This is a genomic window from Kitasatospora sp. NPDC088548 (assembly GCF_044753005.1).
Classification (GTDB): Bacteria; Actinomycetota; Actinomycetes; order Streptomycetales; family Streptomycetaceae; genus Kitasatospora.
The window spans coordinates 184067-199376 of record NZ_JBIVMI010000012.1; the positions used below are offsets into that span (position 1 = coordinate 184067).

Below are 15310 nucleotides of genomic sequence, written 5' to 3' on the forward strand. Positions count from 1 at the left end.
TTGGACTGCCGCCGGTAGGCGCGGGAGCCAACCCAGCCCAGTGAACCGCTTGATCCGGCTCCGCACGCTGCCCGGTCACCTCCGAGCCGAGCTCATCGAGGCGAGAGAGCGTGGTCAGGTCAGGGCGGACGAAGGTAGCGTCAGGCACGTCGACGTCTTCCGGATGGGCAGTGTGAGGACTTCCATCATCGGAGGACCTCGACCCTACCCGGCCACCGCCGCGCACACCGCCCACGCCCTCAACTGCGAAGAGCTACTTCAGGAGCCGACGATGGATGACGATATTCAGCTGATCAGCGACGGCGACGGCCTGGCGGTCATCGGAAGTCCGACGGCTGTCGAGCGCTTCCTCGTCTCCGAAGGACTGCCGTCGAAGGACCTCGGGTTGCCAAGGCTCGGGCCAACCCTCGGTGCCGTGGCTGGAGCCGCGCAGGCAGGTTCCGAGATTGCCGCGAACTCGGGTCGCTGGGTGAAGTTGACTGAGCAGTCCGCGCAAGCCCTCAAGAACCACGGGCTGATGAAGGGTTCGCATGCGGGTGTCAGCCGTGCCGTGGTGACAGAGAACGGCAAGATCAAGGGAATCCTCGAATTGGTGAGGACTCCCGGATCGCTTCTGACCAACCCGGCACTTCTGGCAGGTGCTGCGGGACTCATGGCTCAGCTTGCGATGCAGCAGACCATGAACGAGATCACCGACTATCTCGCAGCGATCGACGAGAAGGTCGACGACGTGCTCTGCGCCCAGAAGGACGCGGTGCTGGCGGACATGATCGGAGCGGGGTTCGTCATCGAGGAGGCCATGACCATCCGAGAGCAGGTGGGCCGGGTCTCCGAGGTCACGTGGTCGAAGGTGCAGGCCACGTCGATGACAATCGCGCGAACCCAGGCCTACGCGTTGCGGCAACTCGACGCGCTCGCCGAGAAAATGGAGCACAAGACCAAGATCGGTGACCTCGTCAGGGCGTCCAAGGACGCCGAGTTCACAGTTCGGGAGTGGCTCGCCGTTCTAGCTCGTTGCTTTCAACTGCACGACGCGATCGCCGTGCTCGAACTCGACCGCGTGCTGGGTGCGTCTCCGGACGAGCTGGACCTGCATCGCCTCGCGCTCCGGGCTGCCCGACAGAACCGGATGGAGCTCATCTCACGGAGCACCGAGCGCCTGATGGCCCGCGTGGATGCGGCTGTCGGCACGGCCAATACGAAGGTGCTGCTGCACCCAACCGCGTCCCCGGCCGTGGTGCATTCGAGCAGCCATGTCGCGATCGCCGTCGTTGACTTTCACGGGCGGCTCGGGATCGAGCGCGGTCGACAGTCATTGGGCGCGAGACGATGGGTGGACGCGGCCGCGGAGGCGAGGGACAAGGTGTTCGAGACGGGAGCAGAGGGCGTTGGTGCCGCCAGGCGCCTCGGCATCGAGACCCTCGACCGGGCCAGGTCGGTGACGGGCAAGCTCTCAAGCGGGATCGCCGAGCGAGTGCTCCGTCGGCGAGGGGACGGCGGGGAACGCGACAGGGAAGGCTGAGGCGCCAGCACAGATGCGCCGGCGGGCCGGTCGCTGCTGGAGGCCGGCGGATTCGGGCCCCACCTGCATCCTCGATGGTGATGGGGTCGAAAGCCGTCTGTTGGGTGAAGCTGTAGGCGCTTCAGTAGAGTTCGGAAACCTGGCAGGCATTCATGATGAGTGCGTTAGGGTGAGAGCGGCAAGGAGTCCGGGAGAGCGCCTGGACCACCGCTGATTTCTTCACGGCACGGAGCGTCGGAAAGTACCCTCGCCACCGCCTTCCTCCCCATCACTCACGTGACCAGCGGGCTGCCATCAGTGCGGTGGTCGGAAGGTGCCATCATGACCATTTACTCCCAGCATGCGAACCGTGGGAAGACACAGATTCTGGCGACCTATCAGGGGCCGGGCGGGGTTATGTCGTCCACCGTGACGAGTCTGAGCGCCCCCGCTCTCGCGGCGCCGATCGTCGAAGCGCTCAACCGGATCTCAGCTCTGGTCACCGTTCCTGTGAGTGTTCGGGATCACCGCGATCGCGGCGTGAACCGCTACCCGCGAACGCACCTCGCAGCGCTTACCAACCGGGACTCGCGCGCCGATCTCCTGAGTGGCTCGCACAGCCTGTGGTACGAGTACATCTGCCTGCAACTCCACCAGGCGCTGGCCGACTTGGACGACGCGCTGGCGGTTGTTCCCCCGCCTGTCCTGACCGCGATCGATGCGGAGCTGGCGACGGAGGCGCGCGGGCTGCGTGATGCGTTGGCGGAGTACTCGGAGGCAATCCCCGTGCCTGCGTCGGAGAGCCGACGGGACTGGGAATTCGGCTATCCATTCGTGGCGTATGACGGCGGCATGCAGGTGCTGAGCCGTGAGGTTCGGGAGCGGTTGGATCGCCTCGAAACGGACATCTCGTCGAAGGAACGCAAGCAGGCCGTCGCGAATCTGCGCGTGCTGGTCACGGCTTACTCTCGGTGCTCCAGCGAGCAGGCCACGCTGGATTACGCTCCCCTCAGTATCTTCTCGGAGCCGTACGACTCGGACGGCTACTACCTGTCGATCTTCGCGCCGGAGCCGGGTGACGAGGACGCCAAGTCCTGGGAGATCGAGATCGCCCGCTGGGAACCTGACGACCCCGACGACGAGGAGTGCAGCAGCGCGACTGGCGTCGTGGCGATTCGCTGCGAACTGGCTGTATCGCCGGAGGCGGCCCAGCTCACCAGTCTGCTGGACAAGGTCGAGCAACAGGCGGACCTTCTCGCCAAGTGGGCCAAGTCGCCCGTTGGCGCGGTACTCGAGGGAACGGAGCTTGTGGTCACCCGGGGTCGCGACAGCTGATGTCGTTTGTCCGCCAGCGTCCAATAGGCCGCTGGCGGACTGGTTGCTCCGCGTGGGCCGGCGGCACGAACCACGTGGAGCGCTCGGCGTGGTCAGCAGCAGAATCCGTGATCAATCCAGCTGGGCGAGGCCCTCGGTGGCGATCTTCTCGAAGACGGCGAGGTCGTTCTCGAAGATCGAGTCGGGGACAGGCCAGTGGATCACCAGCTCGGTGACGCCCAGCTCCCGGTAGGTGCCCGCCCAGTCGACGAAGGCGTCCACGGATTGCAGCGGCTTCTCCGCGGTCGAGCCCTGGAGCAGCACCTTCTCCATCGCGGCCACGTCCCGGCCGACGGCCTCGCAGGCCGCCGTCAGCTTCCCGATCTGCTGCGCGATCACGCCGGGCGCCTGCTCCACCGGCACGTCCGCCGGACCTTTCGGGTCGCCGTACGTCACCCAGCCCTGCCCGTACTCGGCGGCCAGCTTCAGCCCGCGCGGGCCGGCCGCTGCCACGTAGAACGGCACCCGGGGAGTCTGCACGCAGCCGGGGATGTTCCGCGCCTCGACCGCCGAGTAGTACGCGCCCTCGCGCGTCGTGGCGTCGCTGCGCAGCAGTTCGTCCAGCAGCGGCAGGAACTCCCCGAACCGGTCCGCCCGCTCCTTCGGTGACCACGCCTCCTGCCCCAGCGCCGTCGCGTCGAAGCCCGTCCCGCCAGCCCCGATCCCCAGCGTGAACCGCCCGCCGGACACGTCGTCCAGCGTGATCAGCTCCTTCGCCAGCGTCACGGGATGGCGGAAGTTCGGCGATGTTACGAGCGTCCCAAGCCGCAGACGCTCGGTCGCGGTGGCCGCTGCGGTCAGCGTCGGGATCGATCCGAACCACGGCGCGTCGCGGAAGGATCGCCAGGACAGGTGGTCGTAGGTGTACGCGGCGTGGAAGCCGAGTTCCTCGGCCCGCCGCCAGATCTTCTGTCCCTCGCTCCACCGGTGGATGGGGAGGATCACTGTGCTGAGACGCATGTCATCGACCCTAACTGGGCGGAAGACGCCGCGTCCCGTCGGTCACGGGGCCGAGCTGAGCGCCGAGCAACGAGATCGCCATCCGACTCCATCTCGTACAGCTCCCTGAAGCTGTACACCTTGAGCCCTTCGCCCCTCGGTAGCGCGTCATCCACGTTCAGGCCAGGGCGTCGGTGGAGGGTCAGTTCTGGCTGGGGGCGAAGATCCAGTCGCCGGAGTCCCTGGGTGCGTTCGTCGACTGGGCGGGCACGTACCAGGAGTTGGGCATCACGGAGTTGGTGATCCACTGGCCGGTGCCGGACTCGATCTTCGCGAGTGACCTGGCCGTCTTCGAGCGGATCGCCACCGAGGGCCTGGCGCAGTTGGGCTGACGGGACGCGGTCGGTGTGTTCGGCGCGCTCGGCAGGGCCGTCGGGCCGGTCGGACGCGGCGGCTCCCGAACCGCGGCCCCGATCCGGCGCGGCGGCCCGTTGCGGTTAGATCACGACGTGTCCGTTTGATTGATCATTGGGCGGGAGTGTGGTGATTCATTTTGTTGGCAGAGGTGTGGACCGGCTCTCATAATTGCAGGTGAGACGCGTGACGGTCGGCCTGGAGAGCCACGGGGGGTGGCTCGCGAGGGGCCCGTGCGCGATATTCCACTTTCCCCGGGGGGAGTTCCTTGTCCGCGCCCGAAAACGTGCCGCCCGCCGCAGATCCGGTGAACGGTGCCGTGCCCGCGCCCGTGCCCGATCTCGCCAAGACCGCTGTCGAGCCCGCCACTGAGCCTGCGGCCGTCGAGCCCGCGCCTGCCGTCGAGCCCGCTACCGCCGAGCCCGTGCCTACCACCGAGCCCGTGCCTGCCGCCGAACCCGTCGCCGCGCCCGCGCGCAGGCTGCCGCGCGCCGTCGGCGTGGCCCTCGCCACGGCCGGCCTGCTCGCCGTCACGGCGACCAGCGCGGCCGTCACCGTGGCCGTCGGGAAGCCGGAGTCCCGGCCGGCCGTCGTGGCCGGACCGACCGGCACGGCGGCCGCGGGCGTGTCACCGACCGCCTCGCCGAGCCCGAGTGCGTCCGCCACCGCGTCCGCCGTGCCGACCGAGGTACCGGCCGTCCCGCCCGCGCCCAAGCCGACGAGCACCGTCAAGGGCAGCGTCAACGGCGGCAAGCACGAGGGCGATCTGCGCTACTTCCTGCTCCCGATCCCGGACGGTGGCGAGTCGTACGGGCCGGTCGACGGTGCGACCCTGACCGACGACGAGGTCTCGGAGATGTTCGGCAACCAGGACGGCATCATGCGGATCCTGGGCTCGTACGGGTACAAGGACGCCGCCAGCCGGATGTACCGCACGGCCGACGGGAAGGCCGAAGTCACCGTCACCCTGCTGCACTTCGGTTCCACCCGGGAGGCGGGCGACTTCGCCAAGGGCTACACGATGAAGCAGGACTCGATCGACATCGACGGCGATCCCAACGCCCACGGCTATGTGCACAAGCCCAAGCAGCAGGCGTACACCGGCTCGATGACCGGCATCTCCAGCCAGGGCGACGTCCAGTACACGATCGACGTCGAAGTGAAGGGCACTCCGGACAAGGCACTGCTGAGCGAGCTGATGAAGCGCCAGCGCGAGTGGCTGTCCTCCGGCGGCTGAACCCCGCCGCCCGTCGTCGACGTCACCTTTCCTTCCTTTCTGGAGCCACTTCGTGACCACCGAATCCGTGGAGCCGTCGCCCGCCGACGCGCCTCCGGCGGCCGTTCCGCCTGTACCGCCCCCGGCCGCGCCCGGGGTGCCCGCCGTGCCGCCCGCCCCGCCTGTAGTGCCGGCCGTCCCGCCGCTGCCCGAGGCCGTCGCCCCTGAGGCCGTCGCCCCTGACACGGCCCAGGACGCGGCCCCGGACGCCGCCCTGCCCGGCGGCGCCGCCCTGCCCGCCGACGCGGTCCCGCCGGTGCGCGCCCCGCGCCGTCCCCGGCCGGTGCTGCTGCTGGTGTCCGCCCTGCTGCTCGGCACGGTGGTCGGCGGTGCCGTCGGGTACGCGATCCAGGCGAACCGCCCGCCGACCCCGCTGCCGCCGATCCAGGTCGCGCTGCCCTCCTACCCGGCCGAGGCGGTGGACCCGGCGGCCGTCGCCGCGGAGGCGCCGAAGGCGCTGGCCATCGACGGCGACCTGCGGAAGCTGCTGATGACGGCTCCGGACGGCAGCACGGCCTGGGCCGACTACCCGGACCGGCCCAGCTGGATCACCGTCGGCGAACTGGCCGGCCACAGCGGCAGTTCGGCCTCGCTCTTCAAGGCGCTGAACTCCAAGGACTTCCGGCGGGCCGTCGAGGTCGACTGGAAGAAGGACGACCTGAAGGTCCGGGTCACCCTGATCCAGTACGCGGCGGACCGCGCCGCCGAGGCGAAGTCCCGTGCGGCCGGTTACCACCTCACGCCGTTCGCGGAGGGCGCCAACGGCGGCTACCAGGTCGACACCCAGGCCGAGTACTGGGCCGAGACCACCGAGCAGTTCTACTACGGGTCCGCGCTCGCGCAGCGCGGAACCGTGGTGATGGACGTCGAGGTCTTCGGCACGAAGCCGGTGAACCCCGATGTCGTGAAGGACATCGCCAAGCAGCAGTGGGAGCGGCTGGTATGAGCGACAGCACCGTGACCGGGGCCGCGGCCCCCGTGCCGACCGTCGAGCCGACCGCCGCCGTCGAGCCGGCACCGCCCGTCGTGGACGCGCCCGCCGCCGAGGCCGTCACTCCCGAGGCCGTCACTCCCGAGGCCGCCGCCCCCGAGACGGCCGTCCCCTCCCCGGCCCGCCGACGGCTGCTCCGCGCCACCGGCGCGACGGTGGCGGCCGCCCTGGTCGGTGTGGGCATCGGCATCGGCATCATCAAGACCCAGTACGACGACCCGGCTCCCGTCGTCGTCGCCGGGCCGACCACCGCCCCCGCCCCGACCGCCACGCCCACCCCCTTCGGCGCCAAGTCCAACGGCAACCACTTCGGTTCGCTGCGCGACCTGCTGCTGCCCGTCCCGGCCGGCTACGAACTCGGCCCGGACGAGGGCGGCTACGGCAACGACGTCGAGCTGGGCGCGGACGTGCTCTCCGCCGAGCTGGACGACGACCTCCAGCAGATCCCCAAGGAGAAGCGCGACAAGCTGCGCGCGTACTGGGAGAGCCTGCACGTCAAGGCCACCGGCGTGCGCACCTACAAGAACACGGCGGACGACCTCGTCATCGGGATGAAGCTGCGCCAGTTCAACCAGCAGGAGGTGCAGAAGCTGAACGAGTACACCGCCGTCTTCACGGGCGACACCGGTCTCTTCCGCATCGGCCCGCAGATCCCCGGCCACCCCGAGGCGCACTGCTACCTGATGCCCGCTCCGCCGTCCGCGCCGATCGACAACCTGGAGTGCTCGGCCGCCGAGGGCGACCTCCTGGTGGTCATGAGCGCCGAGGGCGTGGCACCGCTGCCCAAGGACAGGATCGTCGCCCTCTTCGTCCAGCAGCTCGACCGCCTCGCCAGCCCGGGAGCGTCCGCATGACCGACAGCGCCACCCCCCACGACAACGCGGCCACTCCCGCCGACGCGCCCCCGGTCGCGCCGGTCGTACCGCCTGCCCCGGTCGCGCCCCCGGCTGCCGAGGTGAACGTCTGGAGCGCCCCGGAGGCGCCACTCCTGCCGCCTCCGCCGGCGGAGACGCCCGAGGAGCGCGCGGCCCGTCGTACCCGCCGGCGCAAGGCGGCGCTGCGCTGGAGCGCGGCCGTCCTGGTGCTGGCCCTCGCCGGTACCGGCGCCGCGGCGGCCGTCACCGCGCCGGACCGCACCGACCTCCCGGGGCTGGCGACCGAGAGCGACGGCCGGTACACCTTCCCGGCGCTGGCCCTGCCGCCGCTGCCGTCCGGCAAGGCCGCGCCCAGTGCCAAGGAGAGCAAGGGCCGGCACGCCGCCGACCTGCGCCATCTGCTCCTGCCCGTCCCCAAGGAGGCCGGTGGCTCCCTGGCGCCGGTGGTCTTCCCGACTCCGACCGCGAGCGCGGGTTCGAGCGCGGGCGCGGATGCGACCGCGAGCCCGTCGGCGAGTCCTTCCGGGACGGCGGCCCCGAGCGCGAGCCCGTCGGCCGGGGGCACCGCCACCACGGCGGCACCGTCCGCCGGTCCGGCCGTCGCCGACTGGGTCGCCTGCGACGCCGCCGCCGCGGACCAGCTGGACCCGGCCAGGACGCGGGCCCTGCTGCTGCAGGATGCCTGCCGGGCGGCCACCGTCCGGGAGTGGACCGCCTCCGACGGCACCCGCACCCAGATCCGGCTGCTCCGCTTCGGCTCCTCGCCCGAGGCCTGGGACGTCTTCGCCGACCTGCGTTCCAACGGCGAGTGGAAGGACCTGCCGGGTCTCAAGACCGGCTCCGCCCAGGGCTGGGACGACGTCTCCGGGGTGGACCGCACCATCCGGGAGAGTCCGGTGATCACCACCAAGTCCCGGACCAACGGCTACCTGGCCTACCTGAACGCCGGGGACGTGGTCGGCATCGTCGTGATGACCAACCCCACGGACGGCGTTCCCGAGGCCGCCTTCCGCCAGGTCGTCACCCTCCAGTCCGACCTGCTGGGCTGACGGACCGGCCGCCACCGTGCGACCGGGCCGGTCACTCCACCGTGACCGGCCCGGCCGGCAGCCCGACGGGGGCGGTGCAGCCGAGCGCCCGTTCGGCGGCCCGGCGCGCGAAGTCCACGGCCAGCCCGGCCGTGCGCTGTCGGCCCGGTCCGGCGGCCGTAACGCCGCCGGCCCCGGCCAGCCGTACGGTCGCCAGGTAGTACCAGGTCCGACCGGCGCCCGCGCCGCCCGATCCTGCCACCCCGCCCGACCCCGCCTCGCCGTCCGCGCCGCCCGACCCCGCCGTGCCGTCCGCCGGACCAGTGGCGCAGGTGAAACGGACCACCGCCCCGTCGGCACCCGCCCGGCCGGCGCCGAACGGGCGGAAGTCCGCGCGCGCCGACGCCGCCTCGTCCCTGTCGCGCTCCGCCTCGGTGGCGGCGCCGCGCGCCGTGACGGTGAGCGTCCGCCCGCCCGGGCCGGTCACCACACAGGCCAGTACGGTGGCGGACTTCGCGTCGCCCGGCCGGTACTGGGTCTCGACCCGGACGCGGTGGGTGGCGCCGAGCAGTCCGGTGAAGCCGGGGCCGTCGAGCGCGCCCCGGCACTCGCCGTGCGAGAGGTCGACGGCCGGCGGCCGGTCCTCGACGGCGTCGAGATGGCGGTGCCAGCCGAACAGGCCACCGCCCAGGACCAGCAGCAGCGCGGCCGGGACCGCCAGGACGGAACGACCGGGCCCGTTCATCCGCAGACGTCCTTCCGCTGCTGCGCCAGCGCGTCCCTGGCGACGGACTCGAGCTCGGCCCGACCGCCGCGGGCCGTCGCACCGGCGGTGACCTCCAGCCGTACATGGCCGACCGGCTGGTCCTTGCCGGGGCAGTAGTCGGCGACCGCGGCCCCCCGGGCCCAGGAGGCGGAGAGGCTGCCCGCGCCGAAGCCGTGCGCGTCCGGCTGCCCCGCGGCGGCGGGGGAGAGGGCCGCCGAACCCTCGTGCCGGGCCGCTGTGACGGTCAGCGCGGTCCGCCCGTCGACCCGGATCACGCAGGACCGCGGGCCGGGGCCGCCGTAACCGTTCGCCTCCCGCTCCTCCACGTCCTGGGCGCCCGGGGGCAGCAGCCGCCCGAGCGGGGTGCCGTCGCCGGTGGACAGGCCGCAGAGCCGGGCGGCCCGTCCGGGCTCCTCCGCCGGCTGGTGGGCGCGCCAGTCCAGGTAGCCGACCACCCCGGCGGCCGCGACCGCCAGCCCGAGCGCCACCGGCAGCGCCCGGCCGACCGGCAGCCGCCCGCGCCGCGGCCGCCCACCGGTGCTCACGCGGTCGGGCTCGCCGAACTCCCGCCGCCCGAAGGCGAACTCGCTCCACCCGAGGACGAACCCTCGCCGCCCGCAGCCGAGTTCCCGCCGCCCGCCGGAGTGAGCACGGGCTCCCCGGTGGGCCAGTCGACGGGCGCGGTGCAGCCGAGCGGGCCGCGGGCGGCCCGCTGCGCGGTGTCGGCGGCGAGCCGGGCCCAGTGCTCCGGGGTCCACTTGGGGGAGCCGGCCGGATTGGCCTGCTCCGCCGAGGCGTTCGGGCCGACCTGCACGGTGAAGTACAGCCCCTTCTCGCTACCGGAGCGCCGGTAGGTGCCGTCACAGCGGAAGGTGAGCTCGGCCCGCCAGCGGGTGACCTCGCTGCGGTCGCCGAAGCCCAGGGTGAAGACCGGCTCGCCGGGGAGCGGGGCGTTGGCCCTGGGGCCGCCGCCCGGGGTCTCGCTCCCGGCCAGCCGGACGAGCAGGCCCGGCCCCCGCTTGGCGTCGACCGCGCAGTCCAGCAGCTGGAGCCCGGCCTGGCGCTGCGCGTCGAGCTGCTTGTCCAGCTTGTACGCCGCCGAGGCGCCGTCGCTCAGTACGGCCTCGGCGTAGCTCTCGCGGACGACGCCCTCGCAGGCCGTCTTCGCCCCGGCGCTGCTGCCGCCCTCGCCGCCCTCGCCGGTACCGCCGTCGCTGCCGCACCCGGCCAGGGCCAGGGCCAGGGCGGCGGCCACGACCACCGCGGCGGCGGCCGGTCGGCGCTGTTCGCTCATCATCCGGAGACCTTCCCGTTGGAACTCTGGCTGCCCGAGGAGCCGTCGGTGTAGCCGTCGAGCACCCGGTCTCCGGCACTGTCGGCCAGTCGCCGGATGTCGTCGGCGCTGAGGGCCGTCCCGAACGCGGCGTCGGTGACGGCCTGTTTGGCGCCGAGCGCCGCGCTGCCGCGGCCGTCGGCGACGTAGTCGCGGCCCTGTTGCCGGGCCTCCCCGGTGGTGTCGCGCTCGTTGGCCTTGACCACGCTGTCGGTGATCTCCTCGACCAGGAAGTTCGCCACCTCGCCGGCGACCGGCACCTTCTCGGTGACCGCGCCGATCGTGCTGCTGAAGACCGTCTTGGCGTAGCCGGCGTTCTTCTCCAGCGCCTCGTTGTACTCCTTGTCGGAGGCGGCGTGTTCGCTGTGGACCTCGTTGATCCGGGCCTCGTTGAGGATGCCGCTGACCACGCCGCCGGCCCGCGAGGTGGAGTCGATGTCGGCCTCCAGCCGGGCGAAGTCGGTCTGCCCGCTGTCGATGTGGCCGCGGATGACGGCGGTGGAGTAGGCCTGGTTGGCGTTGACGACGGCGCCGTAGGCGTCCGGGTCGCGGCCGAGCGCGTCCAGCAGGCCGCGGACCGGCGCCTCCCTGAGGTTGGCGGGGGCACCGTTGACCGGCAGGTCGTCCTTGTGCGGGGAGAGCGCGCGCTGGGTGTCGCCGATGTAGTCGGCGGTCATGTGCCCGAGGCTGTCCCGCAGCGGGGCGAACTTGGCGTCCTCGCCCTTGAGATCGTCGAGGACACCGCCGTTGCCGTGGGTGCCGAAGGTCTGCACGACCCGGTTCATCACGTCGGCCTGGTCGGCGGTGTGCTTGGCCGGCGGGCCCGACGGATCGTCGTACGGGCGGCCGGTGGTGGCCGCCTCCAGGGCGTGGCCGAGGGCGTCGGGGCCGCTGTGCATGCCCTGCTGGCGCAGCTCGTTCTTCTGCGAGACGGTGTCCGGCGTGTACTCCTTGTCGTGCGTGAAGTACGTCAGGTAGTCCGCCGGGGTGGTCCTGCCGTTCGGGTTGACGGTGCCGTCGGTGTTGTACGCGGTCGGCCGGTCGTGGAAGAACCTGGTGGCCGCCTCGGGGCTGTGGCCCAGCGCCTCCAGGATCGCTGTGGTCGGCTCGAAGCCCGAACCGCCTTCCGGGCCCAGCAGGTTGTAGCCGCGCCGGTCGCTGCGCGGGCCGAAGACCGGGGCCGGCCAGTACTTCTCGTCGGTGTCCAGCTGGGTGATGTGCTCGGCGATCGGGTTGAGGAAGCGCGGGTCGTAGTCGCCGGTGCGCAGGATGCCGGAGAGCACCTGGTAGCCGTACGGCGCGTAGTCCATGCCGCTTTGGCGGTAGGGCTTGTCCCACATCGTCTCGGAGCCGGCCTTGCGCAGGTCGGCGGCCCACTGGTCGGACAGGTGCGGCTCGTTGGTGGTGCGGGTGGCGGTGGCCAGGTTGAGGCCGAGGTTCTTCTGCAGCTCCTGGTACTGCTTCCACCGGGCGTCGCTCGCGCCGTTGAACTGCTGTTCGTCGCCGACCATGCTGTTCCAGGCCTGTAGCGTCCCCTTGGGGCCGAGGTCCTGGTAGAACCTGGTCGAGAACTTCGGGTCGTTGGCGTTGGCGGCCAACAGGGAGTTAAGCTCGGTGAGTTCGGCATCCGAGATCTTTCCGCCCTTGGCGGCCAGCTGGGCGGCGCGGTCGCCGTCCCCCTCCGGGCCGCCGCCGATGGCCCTGGCGTTGAAGGACTTCACGTTGTCGGTGGCGGTGTCGGAGCCGAGCGCCCAGGCGGCGCGTTCGTCGGCGGCGGTGGCCTCCTGGACGGCCGCGTCGATCGCCTTCCGGGCGGCTTCGGCCTTGCCGCGGTACTCCGCCTGGTAGGCCTGGTTGGCGTCCGGGTCGTGCCGGGTCGCGTGGTCGGCCGGGGGCCAGCTGACGGTGCCGGTGTCGCTGACGGTCAGTCCGGCGGCCCTGGCGTCGGCCACCGCCTTGTCGAGTCTGGACCTGGCGGCCTGGAAGTCCTGGCCGGCGTCCTTGAGGATCGAGGCGATCGCGCCCGCCTCGGTCACGGCGGCGGTCAGCTGTTCGTTGACGCGCTGGAGTTTCGGCCTGGCCTGATCGGCCGAAGGGCCGGTCCAGTTCGCGGAGTCGACCTTGGCGATCACCGCGTTGTCCCAGTCCTGGTCCATCGACCGCAGCTTCTTGACGACGTCCTCCCAGGCGGAGGCGGCGGTGCCGAGGACGTCCAGCTTGGCGGTGCTCAACTCGTGGAAGTCGACCATCTCGTCCGGCCCCCTCAGGCGCTCAGGTCGTGCTTGACGGCCGATTCGTTGCGGCGGTAGTTGCCGGCGGTCTGGTGCAGCGCCTGGGTGAGCTCGCCGATGGTGCCGCCGAGTGCGGCGATCTGCTGGTCCCAGGTGGCGGCGGCGGCCTGGGCGGCCTTGCCGGTACGCCAGTTGGCGAGCGAGGTGGCGACGGTGGCGGTCTCGTCGTCGGCGGACCGGCCGTCGCCGTTCAGCCGCCCGTGGATCTGGTCGGAGGAGCCGGCGGCGGCCTCCAGCGCGTCCGGGTCGACGGTGACGGTGCTCCCGCCGCCGCCCGGGGCGCCGGCCGAGTTGATCCTGGTGTGCGCGGTCTCCTGCCGCTGGGCCTGTACCGTGAGATTGCCGTCGGCGTCGTAGGCCCAGGGGTTCATCATCCGGTCGAACTCGGTCGCACGATCCGACACTGTGCTCACATCTCCCTCTCACGCCGGGAGTTGATCCCGACGGCCCCCTGTTAGGAATCTGACAAGAGTACAAGCCGGGTTGGCCGATTCCGACCCTTAGGGGATCAGTGCGGGAGTGTCATACCGAAGCATCATGCCGGGTTCGTCATTCCAGCTCATGGCGGGCACGGCGTGCGCACACTACGTTGAGCCCTGTGTCCACTGTCATCAAGACGGACGGCCTCACCAAGAGGTTCCCCCGGGTCACCGCCCTCGACCAGCTCACCGTAGAGGTGCAGCCCGGGGTGGTCGGTCTGGTGGGGGCCAATGGTGCGGGCAAGTCCACACTCATCAAGATCCTGCTCGGGCTCGCCCCGGCGACGTCCGGGAGCGGCCAGGTCCTCGGTCTGGACATCGCCACCCAGGGCTCGGAGATCCGCGAGCAGGTCGGCTACATGCCGGAGCACGACTGCCTGCCGCCGGACGTCTCGGCCACGGAGTTCGTGGTCCACATGGCGCGGATGGCCGGGCTGCCGGCCGCCGCCGCGCGCGAGCGGACGGCGGACACGCTGCGGCACGTCGGGCTGTACGAGGAGCGGTACCGCCCGATGGGCGGGTACTCGACCGGCATGAAGCAGCGGGTCAAGCTGGCCCAGGCGCTGGTGCACGACCCGAAGCTGGTGCTGCTGGACGAACCGACCAACGGGCTCGACCCGGTCGGCCGGGACGACATGCTGGCGCTGATCCGCCGGATCCACTCCGACTTCGGCATCTCGGTGCTGGTCACCACCCACCTGCTGGGCGAGCTGGAGCGGACCTGCGACCACCTGGTGGTCATCGACGGCGGCAAGCTGCTGCGCTCCTCCTCCACCGCCTCGTTCACCGAGGCGACGGCGGTCCTCGCGGTCGAGGTGACGGACCATCCGGACGACCTCGCCCTGGACGCGGGCGCGGCCGTGTACGAGCGGCTGGCCGCCGCCGGGCTGTCGGTACAGCCGGACGGCACCCGTGTCCTGCTGGTCCGGCTCGCGGGCGACGACACCTACGACACCATCCGCGACGCCGTCGCGGACCTCGGCCTCGGGCTGGTCCGGCTGGAACAGCGCCGCCACCGGGTCTCCGAGCTCTTCACCGAGCAGGCCGGTACCGAGCAGGCCGGTACCGGGCAGGCCGGCACCGACGACGCCGGCACCGTGCCGGCCGGCACCGCACCCAGGGGAGGTACCGCAGATGTCGCTGCCTCCTGAGACCAGGCCGGCCGACACCGGCGTCATCCACGACATCGGCTACCGCGGCTACACCGGCCCCCGGCTCGGCCGGGCCTACGCCACCCGCTCGCTGTTCACCCAGAGCCTGCGCGCCGCGTACGGCCTCGGGCGCTCCGGCAAGTCCAAGGTGCTGCCGATGCTGGTGCTCGGCGTGGTCACCACCCCCGCCGTGGTCATGGTCGCGCTCACCCTCGCCATGAGCCGCACCGATCTTCCGGTCGACTACCCGCAGTACCTCGGCTCGTTGGGGCTGGTCGTCTCGATCTTCCTGGCCTCGCAGGCCCCCGTCCTGCTCTCCCGGGACCTCCGCCATCACACCGTCCCGCTGTACTTCTCCCGCCCGATCACCCGCGGCGACTACGTCCGGGCCAAGTTCGCCGCGATGGTCTGCGCCCAGCTGCTGCTGATGACGGCTCCGCTGCTGGTCCTCTACATCGGCGCGCTGCTCGGTGGGCTGGACTTCGGACACCACACCGCGCACTTCCTCTACGGCCTGGTCACGGCCGTGCTCTACGCACTGGTCCCCACCTCGGTCGCGCTGGTGATCGCCGCCACCACCCCGCGCCGGGGCTTCGGGGTGGCCGCCATCATGGGCTACCTGGCGATCAGCACCACCGTGGTGGCCATCATCGTCGGGATCTCCAGCGTCGGCTCCGTCGGGATCCCGGACTCCGCGCAGTGGATCGCGCTGCTCTCGCCGAACGGGCTCGTGGAGAGCCTCACCAACCAGCTGTTCGACATCGGCGGCGACTTCGACCGGATGCACGCGCCCGGTGCGCTCGGTGTGGTCGCCTTCGCCGCCACCGCCGGCGCGATGGTGGCCGGCTCGTACGGGCTGCTGCTGCGCCGCTACCGGGACATCTGAGAGGGC

The 15310-nt window shown here is 71.6% G+C and carries 13 protein-coding genes and 2 pseudogenes; 9 read left to right on the plus strand and 6 right to left on the minus strand.

All coding sequences use genetic code 11. The annotated features are described in order from the left end of the window. Positions 1–271: 271 nt before the first annotated feature. A complete protein-coding gene (locus ACIP82_RS17915; RefSeq protein WP_400654231.1) occupies positions 272–1522 on the plus strand; it encodes a hypothetical protein in 1251 nt (416 codons plus the stop codon). A 321-nt stretch (positions 1523–1843) separates the two neighbouring features. Further along, the gene (locus ACIP82_RS17920; protein ID WP_400654232.1) at positions 1844–2836 is read left to right on the plus strand and encodes a hypothetical protein; all 993 of its coding nucleotides are present in this window, start codon (positions 1844–1846) and stop codon (positions 2834–2836) included. Positions 2837–2947: 111 nt separating this feature from the next. On the opposite strand, the pseudogene ACIP82_RS17925 reads toward ACIP82_RS17920, so the two are convergent. Beyond that, positions 2948–3853 (minus strand): annotated as a pseudogene (locus tag ACIP82_RS17925) (LLM class flavin-dependent oxidoreductase); the annotation flags it as partial. 197 nt (positions 3854–4050) lie between these two features. On the opposite strand from ACIP82_RS17925, the pseudogene ACIP82_RS17930 reads away from it, so the two are divergent. The 5 genes and pseudogenes from ACIP82_RS17930 to ACIP82_RS17950 form a co-directional block, all read left to right on the plus strand. Next, a pseudogene (locus tag ACIP82_RS17930) lies at positions 4051–4206 on the plus strand (LLM class flavin-dependent oxidoreductase); the annotation flags it as partial. Positions 4207–4652: 446 nt separating this feature from the next. Further along, complete coding sequence (locus ACIP82_RS17935; RefSeq protein WP_400654234.1) at positions 4653–5465, plus strand: hypothetical protein; 813 nt, start codon at positions 4653–4655, stop codon at positions 5463–5465. 52 nt (positions 5466–5517) lie between these two features. Then, entirely contained in the window at positions 5518–6450 is a 933-nt protein-coding gene (locus ACIP82_RS17940) for a hypothetical protein (RefSeq protein ID WP_400654235.1), read from the plus strand. Then, positions 6447–7349, plus strand: a complete 903-nt coding sequence (locus tag ACIP82_RS17945) for a hypothetical protein (protein ID WP_400654237.1) — start codon at positions 6447–6449, stop codon at positions 7347–7349. Before ACIP82_RS17940 ends, ACIP82_RS17945 begins: the two co-directional genes overlap by 4 nt. Further along, on the plus strand, positions 7346–8419 hold the full coding sequence (locus ACIP82_RS17950; protein ID WP_400654239.1) for a hypothetical protein: 1074 nt from the start codon (positions 7346–7348) through the stop codon (positions 8417–8419). The genes ACIP82_RS17945 and ACIP82_RS17950 overlap by 4 nt, the downstream gene beginning before the upstream one ends. Before the next feature lie 31 nt (positions 8420–8450). Here the strand turns inward: ACIP82_RS17950 and ACIP82_RS17955 are convergent, their stop codons facing one another. Genes ACIP82_RS17955 through ACIP82_RS17975 form a run of 5 tightly spaced genes read right to left on the minus strand, consistent with a single transcriptional unit; the run spans position 8451 to position 13192 of the window. Beyond that, positions 8451–9143: a hypothetical protein gene (locus tag ACIP82_RS17955; RefSeq protein WP_400654241.1), complete on the minus strand. Its 693-nt coding sequence runs from the start codon at positions 9141–9143 to the stop codon at positions 8451–8453. Beyond that, positions 9140–9709 (minus strand): hypothetical protein, encoded by a 570-nt coding sequence (locus ACIP82_RS17960; RefSeq protein WP_400654243.1) that lies wholly within the window; start codon positions 9707–9709, stop codon positions 9140–9142. The genes ACIP82_RS17955 and ACIP82_RS17960 overlap by 4 nt, the downstream gene beginning before the upstream one ends. Further along, complete coding sequence (locus ACIP82_RS17965; protein ID WP_400654244.1) at positions 9706–10458, minus strand: hypothetical protein; 753 nt, start codon at positions 10456–10458, stop codon at positions 9706–9708. Before ACIP82_RS17965 ends, ACIP82_RS17960 begins: the two co-directional genes overlap by 4 nt. Beyond that, positions 10458–12746, minus strand: a complete 2289-nt coding sequence (locus tag ACIP82_RS17970) for a hypothetical protein (RefSeq protein WP_400654246.1) — start codon at positions 12744–12746, stop codon at positions 10458–10460. Before ACIP82_RS17970 ends, ACIP82_RS17965 begins: the two co-directional genes overlap by 1 nt. Positions 12747–12760: 14 nt before the next feature. Beyond that, positions 12761–13192: a type VII secretion target gene (locus ACIP82_RS17975; protein WP_363605256.1), complete on the minus strand. Its 432-nt coding sequence runs from the start codon at positions 13190–13192 to the stop codon at positions 12761–12763. A gap of 194 nt (positions 13193–13386) precedes the next feature. On the opposite strand from ACIP82_RS17975, the gene ACIP82_RS17980 reads away from it, so the two are divergent. Both ACIP82_RS17980 and ACIP82_RS17985 read left to right on the plus strand, forming a co-directional pair. Then, positions 13387–14418 (plus strand): ABC transporter ATP-binding protein, encoded by a 1032-nt coding sequence (locus ACIP82_RS17980; protein ID WP_400654248.1) that lies wholly within the window; start codon positions 13387–13389, stop codon positions 14416–14418. Continuing rightward, positions 14402–15304 carry an ABC transporter permease gene (locus tag ACIP82_RS17985; RefSeq protein WP_363605259.1) on the plus strand — a complete coding sequence of 301 codons (903 nt, stop codon included), beginning with the start codon at positions 14402–14404 and terminating at the stop codon, positions 15302–15304. The genes ACIP82_RS17980 and ACIP82_RS17985 overlap by 17 nt, the downstream gene beginning before the upstream one ends. Positions 15305–15310 lie beyond the last annotated feature (6 nt).